At 69.4% G+C, this 17,557-nt stretch carries 15 protein-coding genes and 3 pseudogenes; 10 read left to right on the plus strand and 8 right to left on the minus strand.

What is annotated here, in order from left to right; genetic code table 11:
• Positions 1 to 552: 552 nt before the first annotated feature.
• Complete coding sequence (locus FHX42_RS18820; protein ID WP_328796409.1) at positions 553 to 1,290, minus strand: IclR family transcriptional regulator; 738 nt, start codon at positions 1,288 to 1,290, stop codon at positions 553 to 555.
• A gap of 64 nt (positions 1,291 to 1,354) precedes the next feature.
• On the opposite strand from FHX42_RS18820, the gene FHX42_RS18825 reads away from it, so the two are divergent.
• The 5 genes from FHX42_RS18825 to fahA are packed head-to-tail and all read left to right on the plus strand — an operon-like array spanning position 1,355 to position 6,531.
• Entirely contained in the window at positions 1,355 to 3,049 is a 1,695-nt protein-coding gene (locus tag FHX42_RS18825; RefSeq protein WP_182545709.1) for an FAD-dependent monooxygenase, read from the plus strand.
• Positions 3,046 to 3,240 carry a hypothetical protein gene (locus FHX42_RS18830; RefSeq protein ID WP_182545710.1) on the plus strand — a complete coding sequence of 65 codons (195 nt, stop codon included), beginning with the start codon at positions 3,046 to 3,048 and terminating at the stop codon, positions 3,238 to 3,240. The genes FHX42_RS18825 and FHX42_RS18830 overlap by 4 nt, the downstream gene beginning before the upstream one ends.
• Before the next feature lie 41 nt (positions 3,241 to 3,281).
• Positions 3,282 to 4,475: a homogentisate 1,2-dioxygenase gene (locus FHX42_RS18835; RefSeq protein ID WP_182545711.1), complete on the plus strand. Its 1,194-nt coding sequence runs from the start codon at positions 3,282 to 3,284 to the stop codon at positions 4,473 to 4,475.
• Positions 4,472 to 5,332 (plus strand): hypothetical protein, encoded by an 861-nt coding sequence (locus tag FHX42_RS18840; protein ID WP_182545712.1) that lies wholly within the window; start codon positions 4,472 to 4,474, stop codon positions 5,330 to 5,332. The genes FHX42_RS18835 and FHX42_RS18840 overlap by 4 nt, the downstream gene beginning before the upstream one ends.
• Complete coding sequence (gene fahA / locus FHX42_RS18845; RefSeq protein ID WP_182545713.1) at positions 5,329 to 6,531, plus strand: fumarylacetoacetase; 1,203 nt, start codon at positions 5,329 to 5,331, stop codon at positions 6,529 to 6,531. The genes FHX42_RS18840 and fahA overlap by 4 nt, the downstream gene beginning before the upstream one ends.
• Before the next feature lie 684 nt (positions 6,532 to 7,215).
• Here fahA and FHX42_RS18850 read toward each other — a convergent pair.
• Entirely contained in the window at positions 7,216 to 7,629 is a 414-nt protein-coding gene (locus FHX42_RS18850; protein ID WP_182545714.1) for a hypothetical protein, read from the minus strand.
• A gap of 398 nt (positions 7,630 to 8,027) precedes the next feature.
• Here FHX42_RS18850 and FHX42_RS18855 point away from each other — a divergent pair, with 398 nt between their 5' ends.
• Positions 8,028 to 9,134, plus strand: coding sequence for an AI-2E family transporter (locus FHX42_RS18855; RefSeq protein WP_235987460.1), 1,107 nt, complete (start codon positions 8,028 to 8,030; stop codon positions 9,132 to 9,134).
• 314 nt (positions 9,135 to 9,448) lie between these two features.
• Here FHX42_RS18855 and FHX42_RS18860 read toward each other — a convergent pair whose 3' ends face one another.
• Positions 9,449 to 10,486, minus strand: coding sequence for an aldo/keto reductase (locus FHX42_RS18860; RefSeq protein WP_182545716.1), 1,038 nt, complete (start codon positions 10,484 to 10,486; stop codon positions 9,449 to 9,451).
• Between the two features lie 226 nt (positions 10,487 to 10,712).
• On the opposite strand from FHX42_RS18860, the gene FHX42_RS26780 reads away from it, so the two are divergent.
• On the plus strand, positions 10,713 to 10,958 hold the full coding sequence (locus FHX42_RS26780) for a hypothetical protein (protein ID WP_235987461.1): 246 nt from the start codon (positions 10,713 to 10,715) through the stop codon (positions 10,956 to 10,958).
• A gap of 53 nt (positions 10,959 to 11,011) precedes the next feature.
• Here FHX42_RS26780 and FHX42_RS26785 read toward each other — a convergent pair whose 3' ends face one another.
• The 3 genes and pseudogenes from FHX42_RS26785 to FHX42_RS18870 all read right to left on the minus strand — a co-directional run bounded on the left by FHX42_RS26785 (position 11,012) and on the right by FHX42_RS18870 (position 13,246).
• On the minus strand, positions 11,012 to 11,206 hold the full coding sequence (locus FHX42_RS26785) for a hypothetical protein (protein WP_235987462.1): 195 nt from the start codon (positions 11,204 to 11,206) through the stop codon (positions 11,012 to 11,014).
• A gap of 17 nt (positions 11,207 to 11,223) precedes the next feature.
• Positions 11,224 to 11,592: pseudogene (locus tag FHX42_RS27880) on the minus strand (hypothetical protein); the annotation flags it as partial.
• A gap of 16 nt (positions 11,593 to 11,608) precedes the next feature.
• Complete coding sequence (locus FHX42_RS18870) at positions 11,609 to 13,246, minus strand: FUSC family protein (RefSeq protein WP_182545718.1); 1,638 nt, start codon at positions 13,244 to 13,246, stop codon at positions 11,609 to 11,611.
• A 46-nt stretch (positions 13,247 to 13,292) separates the two neighbouring features.
• Here FHX42_RS18870 and FHX42_RS18875 point away from each other — a divergent pair, with 46 nt between their 5' ends.
• Both FHX42_RS18875 and FHX42_RS18880 read left to right on the plus strand, forming a co-directional pair.
• Positions 13,293 to 13,841: a MarR family winged helix-turn-helix transcriptional regulator gene (locus tag FHX42_RS18875; RefSeq protein ID WP_182544189.1), complete on the plus strand. Its 549-nt coding sequence runs from the start codon at positions 13,293 to 13,295 to the stop codon at positions 13,839 to 13,841.
• Positions 13,842 to 13,952: 111 nt separating this feature from the next.
• Positions 13,953 to 14,750, plus strand: coding sequence for an IclR family transcriptional regulator (locus FHX42_RS18880; RefSeq protein WP_182544188.1), 798 nt, complete (start codon positions 13,953 to 13,955; stop codon positions 14,748 to 14,750).
• Positions 14,751 to 14,825: 75 nt separating this feature from the next.
• Here the strand turns inward: FHX42_RS18880 and FHX42_RS27885 are convergent.
• A pseudogene (locus tag FHX42_RS27885) lies at positions 14,826 to 15,323 on the minus strand (MFS transporter); the annotation flags it as partial.
• Between the two features lie 163 nt (positions 15,324 to 15,486).
• Positions 15,487 to 15,922, minus strand: a pseudogene (locus FHX42_RS27890) (MFS transporter); the annotation flags it as partial.
• 578 nt (positions 15,923 to 16,500) lie between these two features.
• Here FHX42_RS27890 and FHX42_RS18890 point away from each other — a divergent pair.
• Positions 16,501 to 17,557 (plus strand): AMP-binding protein (locus FHX42_RS18890; RefSeq protein ID WP_182545719.1); only part of this gene is annotated, 1,057 nt, incomplete at its 3' end.

Genomic DNA, 17,557 nt, shown 5'->3' on the forward strand with positions numbered 1-17,557 from the left:
TCGCCGGCCAGCGAGGTGCCCACCCGGCGTCCCGAACGTGTCTGCACGGCCGTCGGAGGCCGAGACCAGCCACTCGCGGGCAAGGCGTACCGGACCACTCCGAGGAGGCACCCGGGGGGCTTACCCAGAGCTTGCTCGTAGGCGTGGACCACCTCTCGGTGGGGATGGAAAGCTTACCGGGACAGGCTGACTCCTGCCTCTTCTCGGAGTGCTCTCAGATCCGCTCCCGTGGCCGTCGTTCCTCGCTCGTGAACTCTTGTGAACGGGTCTTCCGGCACGGGCTGAACATGGGAGCCGACAATCCCGCGCCCCGGCGCGGGATTTTCCGAAGCGCATCGACGAAGCCCTGCTCGAGTACGCGCGAAACCACGACCGTCATGCGGAAGGATGCACTCGCGCGACGGGTGATTCCCCGAATCAGTACGAGGACGTGGAACAGTTCCGTCGACCCCGGGACCGGGGGGAAGCATCAGTGCACGCGGAGTTTCGCTCGAAAACAGCGAAATCCGATTTCGCGCGAAACGGGGTAACTATCGAGCGCGACTAAGGCAGTTACGTCCTGCGCGGGCCGTTCAGGGTGGCGGCGATGGTTTCGGCCGCCTCCACGACGTGGGGGATGGCCTGCTCGGCGATGTCGTGGCGGTGGGTGATGACGTTGACGGCCGCGACGCGGTCGCCGGTGGGGGTGTGGATGGGTGCGGCGATGCCGTAGGAACCGGCGACGACCTCCTCGTGAGTGGTGATGTGCCCGGTTCGCCGCGTCTCGGCGACTCGTTCGGGCTCGTCGTCACGGGCGGGTTCGGCGGCCAGCAGGGCGATACCGGCCGCGCCCCGGTCGAGGGGGTCGCGGTTGCCGACGCCGTAGGAGAAGTGCGGTCCGGGTCCGGACGGCTCGATGACGGCGATCGCCACGGCGCGCTCGCTTTCGGCGACCACGAGGCACGCGGTGGCGTTGAGCCGGTTGGTCAGGTCGTGCAGGACGGGCCGAGCGACGTCGAGCAACCGCGGCCGCAGCTGCTCGGCCAGGGTGAAGAAGACGAGCCCGACCCGGTAGCGGCCTTCGTCGTCGCGGGCGACGAATTCCTGTCGCACCAGGGCGGTCAACAACCGGTAGGCGATCGAGCGGTGCACGCCCAGCCGCGCGGCTACCTCGCTGGGACCGAGTCCTTCCGGGACTTCGGCGAGCATGCGCAACACGTGCAGGCCGCGTTCCAGCGTCTGCGATCCGTCCGCTCTGCCCTCGGCGGCCATGAGTCCTCCGCGTTCGGTGCGGGTGTTGACACGCGTCACGTCCCCGCCGATAGTGATGAGGAATTGGTAACACACAATCTCGATAATTGCAACAGAGGCTGATGTGTACTTCACTCCGCACCGCCACGGCTTCACCCCGTTCGCCTCGTCACCACCGGACGCCGCCCCCGAGCCCGTCGTGATCGTGGGGGCCGGGCCGGTCGGACTCGCGCTCGCGCTGGGACTGGCCCGTCGCGGCGTGGTCGTGACCGTGCTCGAGTCCGGCGACTCGGTGTCCTACGGCAGCCGCGCGATCTGCCTGTCCCGGCACTCGCTGGAGGTGCTGGAGCGCCTCGGCGTCGGGGAGCGGTTCGCCGAGCGCTCGCTGCCGTGGACGTCCGGGCGCAGTTTCCACCGCGATACCGAGGTGTTGTCCTTCGCCATGCCGCACGAGGACGGTGACGTGCGTGCTCCGATGGTCAACATCTCGCAGTCGGAGGCCGAGCAGATCCTGGTCGACGAGATCGAAGCGACCGACCACTGCACCGCGCGGTGGCGGTGCCGCGTACTCGACTGCACCGAACGCGACGACCACGTCGGCGTCCGGGTCGAGACCCCGGAGGGCTCGCGGGAACTGCGCGCCCGCTGGGTGATCGCCGCCGACGGCGCTCGCAGCACGGTGCGGGAGTCGCTGGTGCTGCGCATGAGCGGCACGAGCTACGAGGGACGCTACGTCATCGCCGACATCCACTGGCGCGCTCCGCTGCCGACCGAGCGCCGGGTGTGGTTCGACCCGCCGAGCAACCCCGGTTCCACGATCATCCTGCACCGCCAGCCCGCCGACATCTGGCGGGTGGACTACCAGCTCGGCCCCGACGACGACCCCGAGGTCGAAACCACCGAGGAGCGCATCCGCGAGCGGATCACCCGTCACCTGGACTGGCTGGGCAACACCGAACCGTGGACGCTGGAGTGGTCCAGCCTCTACCGGGCGCACTCGTCGTCGTTGGACTCCTACCTGCACGGTCGCGTGCTCTTCGCCGGCGACGCCGCCCACCTCGTCCCGATCTTCGGCGTGCGCGGGCTGAACTCCGGTCTGGAAGACGCCGACACGCTCGCGTGGACACTGTCCTCGGTGGTGCACGGCACGGCCGGGCCGGAGCTGCTGCGGACCTACGCGGCCGAACGCCGCGCCGCCTGGCGCCAGTACGTCGACCAGGCCGAGAAGAGCACCCTGTTCATGACGCCGGGCACGCACGGGTACGCGATGACCAGGGACGCCGTGCTCACCCTGGCCAACCGGCGTCCGGTGCTGCGGGAGCTGATCAACCCCCGCCAGTCCGGGGCCACTCACAGCCGCACCTCGCCCCTGACGGTCGGCGCCACCGAGGACGAGCCGCGGTCGTTGGTACCCGGTGATCCGGTACCGGACCACGCGGTGCGGGTCGCCGCCGGGGGAGCGAGGACGTCCGGTCTCAACGCCGAACGTGGTCCGGACCTCGCCGTGCTGGCCCTCGACAGCGAGCCGGAAGCGCTCGCCGACAAGGTGGCGGCGCTGCGCGCGCGACTCGCTCCGGGAGTGGGGGTTCGTGGACTGGCGACGAGCCGCGAGGCCGCCCGCGTCCACGGCGCCGCACTCCCGGAGACGACGCTGCTCGACGACTCCGCCGAAACCCTGGCCCGCGCTCTCGACGCCGACTTCGGCGAGGTGTTCGTGATCCGCCCCGCCGGCTTGCTGCTGGGGCGGTTCCCCGACCTCGAACACCTCGGCCGCTGCGACGCCCTGGCCGATCACGTCCTGCGAGGAGGAAGCCGATGAGTACCCCCGCCGCCCCGCCCGAGCACATCGAGCACGCCGAGTTCGCGTGGCGCACACTCAGCGAGGCGCTCGACTCGGTACCCGAGTCCGACCGCGAGGGATTTCTGCTCCGGCTCGCCCTGCTCGCCGCGCTCGACCACCTCGACGCCGGAACGCTCACCGAACTGGTCGCCGAAGCCCGAACCCGCTGACGGCGCGGACACGGCCGAACCGAGGAGAAGGGAAGAGGATCATGGCCTATTACCGCCGAGTGGGGGAGGTGCCGCCGAAGCGGCACACCCAGCACCGCAAGCCGGACGGGGGGCTGTACTACGAGGAGCTGATGGGCGAGGAGGGGTTCTCCTCGGACTCGTCGCTGCTGTATCACCGGAACATCCCGTCGGCGATCGTGGACTCGTCGGTGTGGGAGTTGCCGGATGTCGCGACGGAGCCGAATCACCCGCTGAAACCACGGCACCTGAAGCTGCACGAGTTGTTCGACGACCACGAGGGACGAGACGTGGTCACCGGACGTCGGCTGGTGCTGGGCAACGCCGACGTGCGGATCTCGTACGTGGTCGCCGGTGCGGCTTCGCCGCTGTACCGCAACGCGGTCGGTGACGAGTGCGTCTACGTCGAGTCCGGGCAGGCCACGGTGGAGACGGTGTTCGGGGCGTTGCCGGCGCGGGCCGGTGACTACGTGATGCTGCCGCGGGCGACGACGCACCGCTGGTTGCCCCACGGCGAGGAACCGTTGCGGGCGTACTGCATCGAAGCCCACAGTCACATCACTCCGCCGCGTCGGTACCTGTCGCGGTTCGGCCAGTTGTTGGAGCACGCGCCGTACTGCGAGCGGGACCTGCACGGGCCGAGCGAGCCGCTGCTGTCCGAGGGGGCCGATGTGGAGGTGCTGGTCAAGCACCGGGGCTCGCGGGGGATCGTGGGGACTCGGTTCGTGTGTCCGCAGCACCCGTTCGACGTGGTGGGCTGGGACGGGTGCCTGTATCCGTACACGTTCAACGTCGAGGACTTCGAGCCGATCACCGGGCGAGTGCACCAGCCGCCGCCGGTGCACCAGGTCTTCGAGGGCGAGAACTTCGTGATCTGCAACTTCGTGCCGCGCAAGGTGGACTACCACCCGCTGTCGATCCCGGTGCCCTACTATCACTCCAACGTGGACTCCGATGAGGTGATGTTCTACTGCGGTGGCGACTACGACGCCCGCAAGGGCTCGGGTATCGGTCAGGGCTCGGTGTCGCTGCACCCGGGTGGGCATTCGCACGGGCCGCAGCCGGGAGCCTACGAGAACAGCATCGGCGCGGAGCGCTTCGACGAGCTGGCGGTCATGGTCGACACGTTCCGGCCGTTGGAGCTCGGCGAGGGAGGCCGGGCGGTCGACGACGGTGTGTATGCCTGGTCCTGGTCGGGACGGGGGCCGTCGTCATGAGCACCCCACTACTGCTGGAGGCCCTGGTCGACGACGCGGGCCTGTTCCCGCCCACGGCGCTGGACATGCCGGCTGCGGTGGTGCGGCACCGGGCGGACCAGCGCGCGGAGGAACCGATGCTGACCCACCGGTTGCTGTGCCCGGCCGGCCGGATCGGCGAACTCCGGTCCGAACTGGCCGACACCGACCGCGTTCGGCTCGGACTCATCACCGACCGGGGACCGGACGGCCTCGACGAGGTCCTGGACGAGATCGACAGTGATCCTCGCCTGGAGCTGTCGCTGCTGGAGGTTCCGCTGGCGAAGTTCGGTGGAGGCGTACCGGCGGCTCTGCGAGCGCTGGATCGGGTCTCGGCCGAGGTCGCGGCCTACTTCGAACCCGCCGCGGTCGACGGGATCGACGACGTGGCCACCGAGCTCGCCGAATCCGAATCCCGCCGTCGCCTGGGCGGCAAGTTGCGCTGCGGTGGTGTGCGTGCCGAACTGTTCCCGAGCGCGGAACAGGTGGCGCGCTTCCTGTCCGTGTGCGCGCGGGTCGGGATCCCGCTGAAAGCCACGGCCGGTCTGCACCAGGCGGTGCGCCACGGCGATCCCGTCACCGGGTTCGTGCATCACGGCTACCTCAACCTGCTGCTGGCCGCCGCGTCGGCGAGCGACGGGGCCGACGAGGGCCGGGTGCGGGAAGCGCTGACCGTCACCGATCCCGCCGAGCTGGCCCGGAGGATCGGTGAGTTGGACAGGGACGCGGTCTCGCGGACGCGGTCGGTGTTGGTCAGTTACGGATCGTGCAGCACGAGCACGCCGATCGGTCGGGCACGAGAGGTTCTGGAAGCGACGGAAAGGCAGGAAGTGCAGTGACGACGACGAGTTGGGTGCCGGTAACCGAGGGTTCGGACTTCCCGGTGACCAATCTGCCCTACGGGGTGTTCACTCCCGAGGGCGGTTCCGCGCGGGTGGGGGCGGCCATCGGTGAGTACGTGTTGGATCTCGCCGCCGCGCTCGACGACGCGGTGTTCGCGCAGCCGAGCCTGAACGCGTTTCTGGCGCAGGGCAGGCCGCGTTGGCAGCAGGTGCGGGCCCGGATCACCGAGCTGCTGACCGACGAGGCCCACCGCGAGCTGGTGGAGCCGGCGCTGCACCGGATCGACGAGGTGCGGTTGTCGCTGCCGTTCGAGGTGGCCGACTACGTCGACTTCTACGCCTCCGAGTATCACGCCAGCAACATCGGGCGGATGTTCCGACCGGACTCGCCGCCGCTGATGCCGAACTGGAAGCACCTGCCGGTGGGCTATCACGGCCGGGCCGGCACCGTGGTCGGCTCCGGTGAACCCGTCGTCCGCCCCTGCGGGCAGCGCAAACCCCCGCAGGACGCGGAGCCGACCTTCGGGCCGTCGCAGCGACTGGACATCGAGGCCGAGGTCGGCTTCGTCGTCGGCACCCCCAGCAGCATGGGTACCCGGGTGTCGACGGACGAGTTCGCCGAGCACGTCTTCGGGGTGTGCCTGGTCAACGACTGGAGCGCCCGCGACATCCAGGGCTGGGAGTACGTCCCGCTCGGCCCGTTCCTGGGCAAGTCCTTCGCGACCTCGGTCTCGCCGTGGATCGTGCCGCTGGATGCGCTGGAACCGGCCAGGGTCGCCACTCCGCCCCAGGAACCCGAGCCGTTGGACTACCTGCGCGAGCAGCAGTCGTGGGCTCTGGACCTGGCACTGGAGGTCCGGCTCAACGACGAGGTCGTCTCCCGGCCGCCTTTCGACACGCTGTACTGGTCCCCGGCCCAACAGCTGGCGCACATGACCGTCAACGGCGCCTCGTTGCGCACCGGCGACCTGTACGCCTCCGGCACCGTCTCGGGCCCCGAGCCCGACCAGCGGGGTTCGCTGATCGAGTTGAGCTGGAACGGCCACGACCCGGTCAAACTCGACGACGGCAGCCAGCGGGTCTTCCTCGAAGACGACGACACCGTGACCATCCGCGCCACCGCTCCCGGCATCGAGGGCACTCGCATCGGATTCGGCGAGGTCACCGGCACTGTTCACCCCGCCCGCGAGTCGTAACTCCGGCGCTCGCCCCCGGGAAGCGGCGCTCTCGCGTGCCGCGGACTCGCTCCGGGCTTCCCGCCGGGCACCGAGCGGCCCTCCGCTCGGTGCCCGGTCCGGGAGTGCGCAGATCCGGCCGGCAGGAGGCCGCACCTGCGAAGATTTCCGCCTCGCCGTGGTCGGCGGAGAATTCGCTGATGCGGCGCGCTGTGCGCCCCGGTGCCTGAGTGGCCGTTCACCTTCACGCGCTTCCGCTCGCTCAGTGCCGACCGGTCGATCGCTGCGCCGCGACCCGGTCAGCGAACGGGCTGAGCCGAAGACCAGTTCGGGAACCGGGTGATCAGGTCCTCGTCCCCGCTGAACACGACGTCGTGCTGCCTGCTCGACTCGCGCACGGGGTCGGTGTCCGTACCGGATTCCGTGCCGTACCCGCGAGGAGACGCGGATGCGCGCGCCCACCCGGCACGTCGGAATCCGGGCGGCAACCGAGGCATCCTCGCCGCTCACGAGGAGCCACCCGCGCCGGGACTTGTCGTCGAGGACGACGCGCTGGTCGGACTCGGTTGCCGTTGCTTCGATGGAGTCATGGCACCCCAGCTACGTTGATCGGGGGCCGACCGCGGTCCCGGAACTCGTCGGCCTGCGCATCGTCTCGGCCCGATCAATCGGATTCGTGCTCTCCGGTGAGGGACTTCCCCCCGTCTACGTCAGCGGCCACAGCTCCGCCCCGGGCGTCATCACCGAGATCGCGGAGCGGATCGGCTCGGTCGACGTTGTCGTCGAGCTGGCCCCGCACCCGCCGGGTGTCCAGCCGGTGCCGATTCCGCTCCATGACTGACGTGATTCTCCCCGTCGGGGTTGCGTCACGGCGTTGCTGCTGTGTGAGCTTTTTGTCGAGCCGTTCGTAGTAGCGTTGCCGATGACGCCCAGCATGTCGCCCGTGAACGTCATCGTGTGCTGCGGCGGATCCTTGGCGCGTTCGGCGGCGATGACCGAGTACTTCACTTCGGTGACTGGCGAAGTACTGCGTCGCGCGCCTGAAAGATCGCGCTCCGTGCGGACGGTGTGGTAGCCGTTGCGGAGTTGCTCCAGTTCGCCGCGTTCCGAGGTCGTCAACGGCTTCTCGTCGTCGGACTCGGTCTGGCGGGTCCGGTTGGCCCAGTTCGCCAACGTTTCCCCAAGTCACCCCGAGATCGCGGGCGACTTCGGCAATCGGTGTCCCCGACTCGGGATCCTGGCGCACGAGCGCGATGCTCGGCGGTGTACCTTCGGCGCGTCGCCGCCACGGTCAACTTCTTTCGCAGGCAGTCGATCACTGCTCTCGGCTGCCCGCTACAGCGGAAACGACCCAAACTGCCGCAGTCGTGCCGGCCACCGTGTCGTCGGGCACAGTGGACCGACACGGTGGTTTCTCGAAGAGTCGGACAGCCAAAAGTGGGTCGTCCACAGCTGGATGACGTAATCCACTCCGGGGGGAGGTTTACATTTGCGCGGTGTGGGGCAATCAGCGTTCTATGAATGATCTCTACAGTCGGGTCGATCGCGATTCGCCGAGGCCGGACCGTGGCGAAACGTTGCCTGCTGCTGCGGCGTTCTGTACGCGCTGGTTGCTCATCGGGGTGGCCGTGTACGCACTCGTCCGCCTGGCCGTGCGGCTGCAGGTCGTGGTGATTCCGGTGGTGGTGGCGGTGCTGCTGGCCGCGTTACTGGCGCCACTGGTGACATGGCTGGACAACCGCGGCTTCCCGCGTTGGCTGGCCACGATCACCGTTATGCTCACCGGGCTGGCCGTGCTGAGCGGAGTGCTGGTCTTCGTCGTCGCCTCGTTCGCCGCCAGCCTGCCCGCACTGTCCGAGCAACTCGTGGCCAGTGTGCGGTCCCTGCACGACTGGGCCGTGTACGGACCGCTGGGGTTGGATCCGCAACAGATCGGTCGGATGCAGCAGCAGGTGATCGGCTGGCTCAGCAGCAACCAGCAACGTTTGGCCAGCGGAGCCCTGAGCACGACTTTCACAGTCGGCGGCATTCTGGGTGGAATGCTGCTGGTGCTGTTCTCCCTGGTGTTCTTCCTGCACGGGGGCAACCGCATCTGGCAGAGCATGTGCCGAATCGCACCGGCCCGGCAACGGGAGCGGATCGAACTGGCCGGTCGCCGCGCGTTCCGGTCGCTGACGGCCTATGCACGGGCCACGAGCCTGGTCGCCATGGCCGACGCGATCGGTATCGGGGCCGGTCTGTGGATCGTGGGTGTGCCGTTGGCCGGCCCGTTGACCGCGCTGGTGTTCCTCGGCGGGTTCCTGCCGGTGCTGGGCGCGCTGGTCTCCGGAGCGATCGCGGTCCTGGTGACGTTGGTGACCCAGGGCTTCCTCGCGGCGCTGATCATCCTCGTCGTCGTCGTGATCGTCCAGCAGATCGAGGGCAACGTGCTGCAGCCGTGGCTGCTCGGCGACGCCGCCCAGCTGCACCCGCTCGCGGTGGTCCTGACAGTGACCGCTGGAGCCAGCCTCGCCGGTGTCATCGGTGCTTTGCTCGCGGTCCCACTGGTCACGACCGTGCAGTCCTTCGTGCAGACGTGGACGCACGACTCCCGAGAACAGGAGGCCACGGCCCACCAGTCCTGAAGCTTCGTTGCCTCTCCTGACACGGCGCTTCCGCGGCGGCCGAGCGCGGTCTGAGCAGGTGGCGTCGTCCTGCGGTGCTGCCTGACCGACTCTGGTCGCGCCCCGCCTGGGCTCGGCGGAGCGGGAGGGGACAAGTACATGACCGCCGAGTCCTGCACGTCGACGACCGTCGGCACCGTCCGGACCAGTGTCGCCGAAGCGGCACGGCCGGCTGCGGTGGCTCGCTACGACAGCGGGACATCCCGCCGGCCGGAACACCCACCGTCGGGGACCCGTTCCCGGACGGTGGACGACTCGTCGCTCGGGTGGAGCACTCAGCCGTGCAGGGCCCGGTCCGGGGTGCCGAAGCGGTCGGAGGCGGTGGCGGCCTGGTGCCAGTGCGGGTAGATCAGCCACGGGGCGCTGATCTTGTCCAGCCGCTCGTACTCCTCGTCACCGAGCTCGATCTCGGCGGCGCCGAGGTTGTCGCGGAGCTGGTCATCGGTGCGGGCACCGATGACCAGCGAAGTCACGGCGGGCTTGCGCAGCAGGTAGGCCAGCGAGATCTGGGCCGGCGAGGAACCGTGCGAGTGCGCGATGTCCACGACGGTCTCGATGGTGTCGTAGAGCTTCTCCTCGTCGCGGACCGGTGGTTCGCTCCACTCGGTCAGGTGCCTGCCGTTCGAGGCCTGCTGACCGCGGCGGTACTTGCCCGACAGCAGTCCACCGGCCAGCGGGCTCCACACCAGGATCCCCAACCCCTGGTCCACGGAGGCCGGCACGAGTTCGTACTCGGCGTCGCGGGACTCCAACGAGTAGTAGATCTGGTTGGCCACGAACCGCTGGTACCCGTGCCGGTCGGCGACACCGAGCGCCTTCATCAGCTGCCAGCCGGTGTGGTTCGACACGCCCAGGTAGCGGACCTTGCCGGAGCGCACCAGCGTGTCCAGCGCCTCCAGGGTCTCCTCCAGCGGAGTCTGCCCGTCCCAGGTGTGCACGTGGTAGAGGTCGATGTGGTCGGTGCCCAACCGGCGCAGACTGGCCTCGGCCTGCTCGCGGACGTGGTGCCGGGACAGGCCGGCGTCGTTGGGACCGCTGCCCATCGGCATCCGCACCTTGGTCGAGATCAGCAGGTCGTCGCGCCTGCCCTCGACGGCCTTGCCGAGGATCTCCTCGGCCGTACCGGTGGAGTACATGTTCGCGGTGTCGACGAGGTTGACCCCCGCCTCCAGGGACATGTCGATCTGGCGCCTGGCCCCGGTCACGTCGGTGTCGCCGAGGTTGCCGAAGAAACCCTCACCGCCGAAGGTCATCGTGCCCAGCGTCAACGTCGACACGCGAAGACCGGACCGTCCCAGCTGGCGATACTCCACGGTCGATCCTTCCTCTCGATGGTCGCGGCTCGCACCGCGTCGTTCCTTCCGGACGTCGCTTCGCCCCGCGTGTCCGTGGTGGAGCGCGTGGTTCGACGTCGTCGGCACGATTCAGCATGCCGCCGACGAAGGAGGTGAGTCCAACGGGAGAAATCGTTCCGCGGCGCGGGCGATGGTTCCGAGCCGTGTTCCCGGGATGTGACGAGCTTCGGGAACGGAGAACGTGGTGGGTGAGCTGTCCGCGGTGACCGGGCCGCTCCGGCGCAGTCTGCTGCGCACGACCAAGAGAGCCGAGGGGGTGCCGCCCCTGCAGGACGCGACCGTGGAGCTGTTGCGGGTCGTCGCCAGCCGCCGGGTGGTGGTCGGGGCCCTGGAGCGCATGCGACAGCGTGACCAGGAACATCTGTCCGAGGCGTTGCCGGCGCTGCGCTCACTGCTGGCCGTTCTCCAGGAGGAAGACGGTCAACCGTGACCGGAAATCCCGCGAGACGCCTCCCCGAACGGCCCGGAGGCGCGGCCGGTGGATCAGTCGTTCCGGTGCTCGTGGACCCAGCGCCGCACTTCGGCGGGGTAGATGTGCACGAAGGAGCTGCGGCGCTGTCGCCCCTCTCCTCCGGCGGGCAGCAGGCAGTCGTGGACCACCTCGGCGCCGTGCCGGGCGTGCCGTTCCCGCTCGGTGTAGCAGGTCGGCAGCGGCAGGACCTCGCCGTGTCGCACCACGCGCCACTCCTCGGGATGGACCGAGTGGCCAGCGCCCAGGTGAGCTCGGCGACGTCGGAGGCGTCGACGTCCTCGTCGAGCACGAAGGTGCGCGGGATCAGGTGCTGGGAGCGGAACCCGTCGAGGACCTCAGAGATCCGCCGGGACAGCTCGGTGGAGGTCGTGCCGGGCTGCTGCTGCCGCCAGTCCGCCGCGACACCGACGACCAGCACGTGCGAGGCGCTTTCCAGCGGTGACCACGCGGTGCTCACCGGCAGGACCGCCTGTCGCAGCAGGGCCAGCACCTCCGCCGACAGCGTCAGCCCGGTCGCGGTGTGGAACTCGTCGACCGGCTCTCCCCCCCCCACGACGGTCGGCCAGGAGGTACTCCCGGAGGTCCTTGGCACGAGCCGTCGTTACTCCTCACCGGTCGGTTTCGACGTGCTTGTCGTGCCAGTCGCTTCGTCGTGTCGGGGGCGGTGCTCCGTCGAGCAGTACGTAGGCCCGGTGGGAGACGTCGAGCAGTTCCTCGGTGGGAAGCTTCGAGTCCCGCACCTCGCCCTCGGCGACGTCGTAGGCCTCGTGCAGTTCGATCAGCGCGTTGCGCAGCCGTATCGGCTGGATCGGATCGGCGGCGCTGAGCTCGCGTACGCGCACCAGGGCGCGGTGCACCCGGGCCAGCCACGCACGATTGGGCAGCATCCACGCCACCGCCACTGCGATGGCGGCACCGAGCAGGGTGGACCACAGGCGGTCGGTCGCCAGCTCCCCGGGCGGCATGGGCGTGGCGAGTGCGCTGACCAGCAGGGCGACCGGGGTGGCGAAGAGTAGCCCGAAGGAGTAATTGATCAGCACGGTCATTTCCGCGCCCCACTGCAGTCCGGCCATCAGGAGGATGATCACCCACGGTGCGGGGTCGGCGGTCAGCAGGCTCAGTCCCACGAGCACGCCGACGAGCGTGCCGATCCCGCGCTGCACCATGCGGGGAACCGAGCTGGAGGTGCTGGTGGCCTGGAGGACCGAAACCGCCGAAACCGCCGCCCAGTAGGCGTGGCCGATACCGAGCAGGTTGGCCACGACGCCGGCGATGAAGGCGGCCACACCCACGCGCAGCGCGTACGGCACCAACCAGGTGCCCGCACGCCTGCCGGGAGCGAGTGCGGCGCCGATGACCTCGCGAGCCACCTGCCAGCGCGATGTCGGGGCGGGGACGACGGGGGAGTCCCGCCCCGCGAGGACGAGATCGCGAAAACCCCGGCCCCGACGGAGATCGTCGGCCGTCGCGCGCACTTCCTCGGCGGTCACGCTCGTGGCGTGTTCCGGACTCAGCAGAGCCTCGCACGTCTCGGTCGCTCGGACGAGGTCGAGGTGGGGGCGGCCGTCCCGGTGCTTCCGGCCGACCAGGGCCACGCTGTTCCAGGCGTTTTCCACCGCCACCGAGGCACGGTGGCGCGTGGTCAGGTCGGGACGTGCCGCCAGGTGGACCGCCGTGGCTTCCAGCGCGGCCGAGACGGTCCTGAACTGGGGGTTCAGCCCGGTGACCACGGCACCGGCGCTGCTGACGGCCCAGGCGAACGCCGCGCTGATCGCGGCCGTGGCCAGGTGCGGGCCGAGGTCGGCGGAGGACAACGACAGATGCGCACAAGCCCCGGTGGCGAAGGCGAAGATCAGGCCGCCGGGGGCACCGAGTTTCACGGCGGTGCCGGCCGCCGTGGTCACGGCTCCCACGGCGGCCGTGGCCAGCAGCGCCACCGGCTCGTGCCAGGCGTGCCCGCTGCCGAACACCGCGATCACGTCGCCGATCGCGACGGCCAGAACCATCGACACGGCCACCGCGGCCAGTGTCCTGGTCTGCTGCCGGTAGGGCTCGCTGCGGGCGTAAACGCTGGTCAACGCTCCGAACACCGCACCGGCCACCAGGTCCAACCGGTCCAACTGGAGCAGCAGAACCAGTGGTACCAGCATCGACAGGAACGCCCTGGCGGCCGGCCAGGCGAGCGGGCCGCGTTTGCGCACGTGAAAGGTCTGGCGGAGGTCGCGAGTCAGCACGGTACTGGGCACGTTCCCATATATTACACAAGTGTTTTACTAGTGGTATATTGATGAGATGAAACGAACACCCGACCTCATCGAGACGGCCAAGTCGCAGTGGCAACAGGTGCGCCCCGATCTCGACGTCAGCAGCATCGACGTGGTCGGGCGCGTGCTGCGCGCCGCCGCGGTGCTGCGGCGGCGACTGGACGTCGCCGTGGCCGACGAGGGGCTCAACCGCGCCGAGTTCGACCTGCTCTGCGCCCTGCGTCGGACCGGTTCCCCGGTGACCCCGGGCCGGCTCAACGAGCTGACCGTCTCCTCGGGAGCTGCCACCACCAAGCGCGTCCACCATCTCGCCGAGCGCGGTCTGCTGGAACGCACTTCCGACGGGCGGGACAGGCGCAGTGCGCGCATCGTGCTCACCGAACAGGGCGGCGAGGTCATCGACCGGGCCTTTTCCCGGGACGTCGCGGCCCAGGGGCAGTTGCTCGCGGCGCTGAATCCCGAGCAGCGTGACTCCCTGGCCGGTGGTCTGGCCGAACTGCTGCACGCGTTGGAGGGGTCGGTCGATTCCGCGGCTCTGGACACCGGAGGCCGTGACGTCACGGCCTCCGGTGAGTGAGAACCGCTCCACCTCGCCGGGTGGCACCCGATCCTCGAGTGCGCTGGGGCAGTGGTGCGCGTCATGAGTCAAGTCAGTGCGGCGTTCACCTTGAGGGAATAAGGTTCTCTTGTGAAGAACAAGCCACCCTATGCGCTGGCGTCCGTGGACAACGCGCTGCTGCTGGTCCTGATGTTGCGCGATCACGGAAGTCTGCGGGTCAGCGAAGCCGCCGAGGAGCTGGGCATTGCCCGCTCAACGGCGCACCGCCTGCTGTCGATGCTGGTGTACCGGGACTTCGCGGTCCAGGACGACCGCCGCACCTACGTTCCCGGCCCGGCGCTGGCCGCCAGCAGGGTGGCCGGGCAGCCGCTCCAGCAGCTCCGCCGGTGTCTCACTCCGCATCTGGACGCGTTGTGCCAGCGGGTCCAGGAGACGACGAACCTCATCGTCCGGGTCGGTGTTCAGGTCCGGTTCCTGGCCAGCGTCGAGTCCACCCAGGTGCTGCACGTGGTGGGCCGGCAGGGCACGATCCTGCCCGCCCACCTGACCTCGGGTGGCAAGGCCCTGCTGGCCGAACTGGGGTCGGAACAGCTCGAACGGCTCTACGTCCCACCGGTGCCGGCATCGACCGGCATCACCGCCGAGGACGCGGAACCGTCGCTGTCGCAGAGGTCGTGGACGGAGTTGCTCCGGGAGTTGGACACCGTTCGCGACCACGGCTACAGCCTCAACATCGAGGGCAGCGAAGCGGGCGTGTCGGCGGTCGGCGCCTGTGTCTACGGTACCGCGGGGAGCGCACTCGCGGCGGTCTCGATCTCCACCCCCTCCGCGCGGTTCGACAAGCAGCGCATTCCGGTGCTCGTGCGGGAGCTCAAGGCCACGGTCTCCCAGGCCCAGGAGGACCTGCGGTCCCTGCCGCAATCGTGAACGGTTCTCCACGGTCTCGGGAGCACTCCGGGGTCGGTGGTGTGACGGACGTGGACACAGCCACAGCAGGATGCCGGCCACGACGGCGGCGAGGGTGAACACGAGGAAGTTCGAGTTCACACCCAGGCCCGCGGCGAGCAGCGAGCCGCCCATCTGCGGAGCCGCGACCGCACCGACGCGTCCCACGCCCGGTGCCCATCCCAGGGCGGACCCGCGCAGGTGTGGTGGGTAGTGGTTGGCCACGGCGGCGATGATCAGGCATTGGGTCCCGTGAGTACCGACACCGGCCAGCATCAGCAGCAGGTGGGTGACCGCGTTGGGCGGATGGGTCGTGATCAGCGCCAGACTCGCGCTCGCTGTCACGGCCGCGGCGATACCGGTGGGCAGAGGGCCGAAGCGGTCGCCGGCCCACGCGGTCACCAGTGACCCGGTCACCGCACCGAGGTTCAGGGCCAGCAGGCAGCCCGGTGAGGAGCCCAGGTCGAACCCGGACTTCCGCATCAGTTCGGGCAGCCAGGTGGCCAGTCCGTACCAGGCGAACAACGTCGCCAGTGTGGCCGGGGCGAACAGCATGCTGGCCCGGAGGTGCCCCGGTTGGAGCAGACCACTGGTTCCCCGGCTTTCGGAGGAGGTGTTCGTGTCGTGGTTGTCCGGTACGAGTCCGAAGCGGTGCTCGACCTCGTGGGCGCGTTCGTGCTGTCCTCGGGCCCCGGGAGCGGTAGTGGGCGGCCGACTCCGGCAACAACAGCCAGCACAGCGGGAGCCCGATGATGATGCCGATCAGGGCCACGGCGAACATGCAGCGCCATCCGAAGAGCGGGATGGCCCACATGCCGGTGACCGCCGCGATGCTGCCGCCGATCGGCACGCCGGACATCAGTGTCGAGACCAGCGACCGGAGCCGGGGTGGCACGAACTCGGCGGCGAGAGCGTTCGCCGAGGGCACGAGACCGCCGAGTCCGATGCCGGCCATCAGTCGGAACGCGCCGAACACGGCGGGTCCGGTCGCCAGCGCACAGCACCGTGAACACCGAGAACCACGCCGTGCAGGCCAGGACCGTGCGGCGGCGTCCGAGGCGGTCGGCGAGCGTGCCGGCGGTCAGCGCTCCCACGAGCATTCCCGCGAAGGCCAGGCTGCCCAGCAGCCCCGCGCCCACTGGGGTGAGTCCCCAACTCGGTTCGTCCGGCAGTGCCGGCAGCACGGTGCCGTGGACGATGAGGTCGTAACCGTCGAACACGACGATCGCCCAGCACAGCGCGGTCACCGGCAGGCCGGCGCGGCGGGTCCGCCGTACCGGCGCGACCGGGGAGGTGTGGTCCGTGACATGTCCGTGAACGGTGGGGATCGCTCGACCCGAAGAGAACGCGAAAGCATTCGGATTCTGCCTTGGAGAACAGCAGTCACGGTGGGTTGCGGTGGCATTACCGCAGTAAGCGAAGATCGCCGTGGAGAGTGATTCCGCATACAAGAATGGCGAGAACGATTGCTACCGCTTTTGTGGTGCCTGTTCGGCCCCCCGGCCGCTCCGCGCTGGTGCGCGGTGCGCCGAACTCCCCGCCATGCGTGCCCCGTGGACGGGAACAGCTGTGATCCGCACTCCGCGGGGTTGGTCTACCCGTCAAAATCATTGACACTTTCAATGGTTGATGCTGCACTGTGATTTGCGGCATCACTGGTGGCGGATCCGCGCCGGGATGGTCCGGCGGTGACCCTCTCCGGCGATCGCGCTCCCGCTCGAGGAGGTAGATCATGCTCAACGAAGGCGTGGGGTCCTGGGCCTACCGACGGGTTCGGTCGGGTGGGCAGCGCACGGCGATCACGTTCCGGGACGAGAGCTGGTCCTATGCCCAGCTCGCCGACCGAGTGACGCGGCTGGCCCACGTGTTGCGGGGACTCGGCGTCGGCAGGGGTGACCGTGTGGCGCTGTCGAGCATGAACCATCCGTCCTACCTGGAGGGACTGTTCGCCGCCGGACTGCTGGGCGCGATCTTCGTCCCGCTCAACGCCCGCCTGACGGCTCCGGAGACCGCCTTCTCCCTGCGGGACTCCGCGGCCTCGGTGCTCATTCACTCCGCGGGGGTGTCCGAAGTCGCCGCGGACGCCGCCGAGCAGGCGACGACGCCCCACCGGATCGTCGTCGACGGTGCTCCGGACGCCGGCGCGGTGGGCTACGAACAAGCCATCGCCGAGGTGGGGGCGGAGCGCATCGACGAATCCGTGCGCCACGACGACCCGTGTTTCATCATGTACACCTCCGGCACCACCGGGCGTCCCAAGGGAGTCGTGCTCACCCACGGCAACATCGTGTTCACCGCGATGAACGCGGTCGTCGACCTCGATCTGGTCAGCGACGAGGTGGCGCTGGTCTGCGCCCCGCTGTTCCACACGGCGGCGCTGGACTTCGTCGCGCTGCCCACCCTGCTCAAGGGCGGCACCGTCCACATCGAGGAGGGCTTCGACGCCGAGCGCGTGTTGACCGTGATCGAGCGCACGGGCGTGACCTACATGTTCGGCGTGGCCACGATGTTCGACGCGCTCAGCGAGCACCCGAACTGGACCTCGACGGACCTGTCCTCGATACGGCGTGTGATCGTGGCCGCCGCTCCGGTGCCGCCGCGAACCCTGCGCACCTACACCGATCGCGGGATCAAGATGTGTCAGGGCTACGGGCTCACCGAGACCGGCCCGGGCGCGCTCGTGCTCACCCCGGACCAGGTCGAACGTAAGCTCGGGACCGCCGGGGTGCCCCACGTGTTCACCGACGTGCGCGTGGTCGACTCGGACGGTGAGCCCGCCGGGGCGGGGG

Source organism: Halosaccharopolyspora lacisalsi (assembly GCF_014137975.1).
Lineage (GTDB): Bacteria > Actinomycetota > Actinomycetes > Mycobacteriales > Pseudonocardiaceae > Halosaccharopolyspora > Halosaccharopolyspora lacisalsi.

Excerpts from the sequence above, each read along its gene's own strand:
- FHX42_RS18840 (WP_182545712.1), top strand. The coding sequence starts at position 4,472 with ATGAGCACCCCACTACTGCTGGAGGCCCTGGTCGACGACGCGGGCCTG.
- FHX42_RS18830 (WP_182545710.1), top strand. The coding sequence starts at position 3,046 with ATGAGTACCCCCGCCGCCCCGCCCGAGCACATCGAGCACGCCGAGTTC.
- FHX42_RS18875 (WP_182544189.1), top strand. The coding sequence starts at position 13,293 with ATGAAACGAACACCCGACCTCATCGAGACGGCCAAGTCGCAGTGGCAA.
- FHX42_RS18855 (WP_235987460.1), top strand. The coding sequence starts at position 8,028 with ATGAATGATCTCTACAGTCGGGTCGATCGCGATTCGCCGAGGCCGGAC.
- FHX42_RS18835 (WP_182545711.1), top strand. The coding sequence starts at position 3,282 with ATGGCCTATTACCGCCGAGTGGGGGAGGTGCCGCCGAAGCGGCACACC.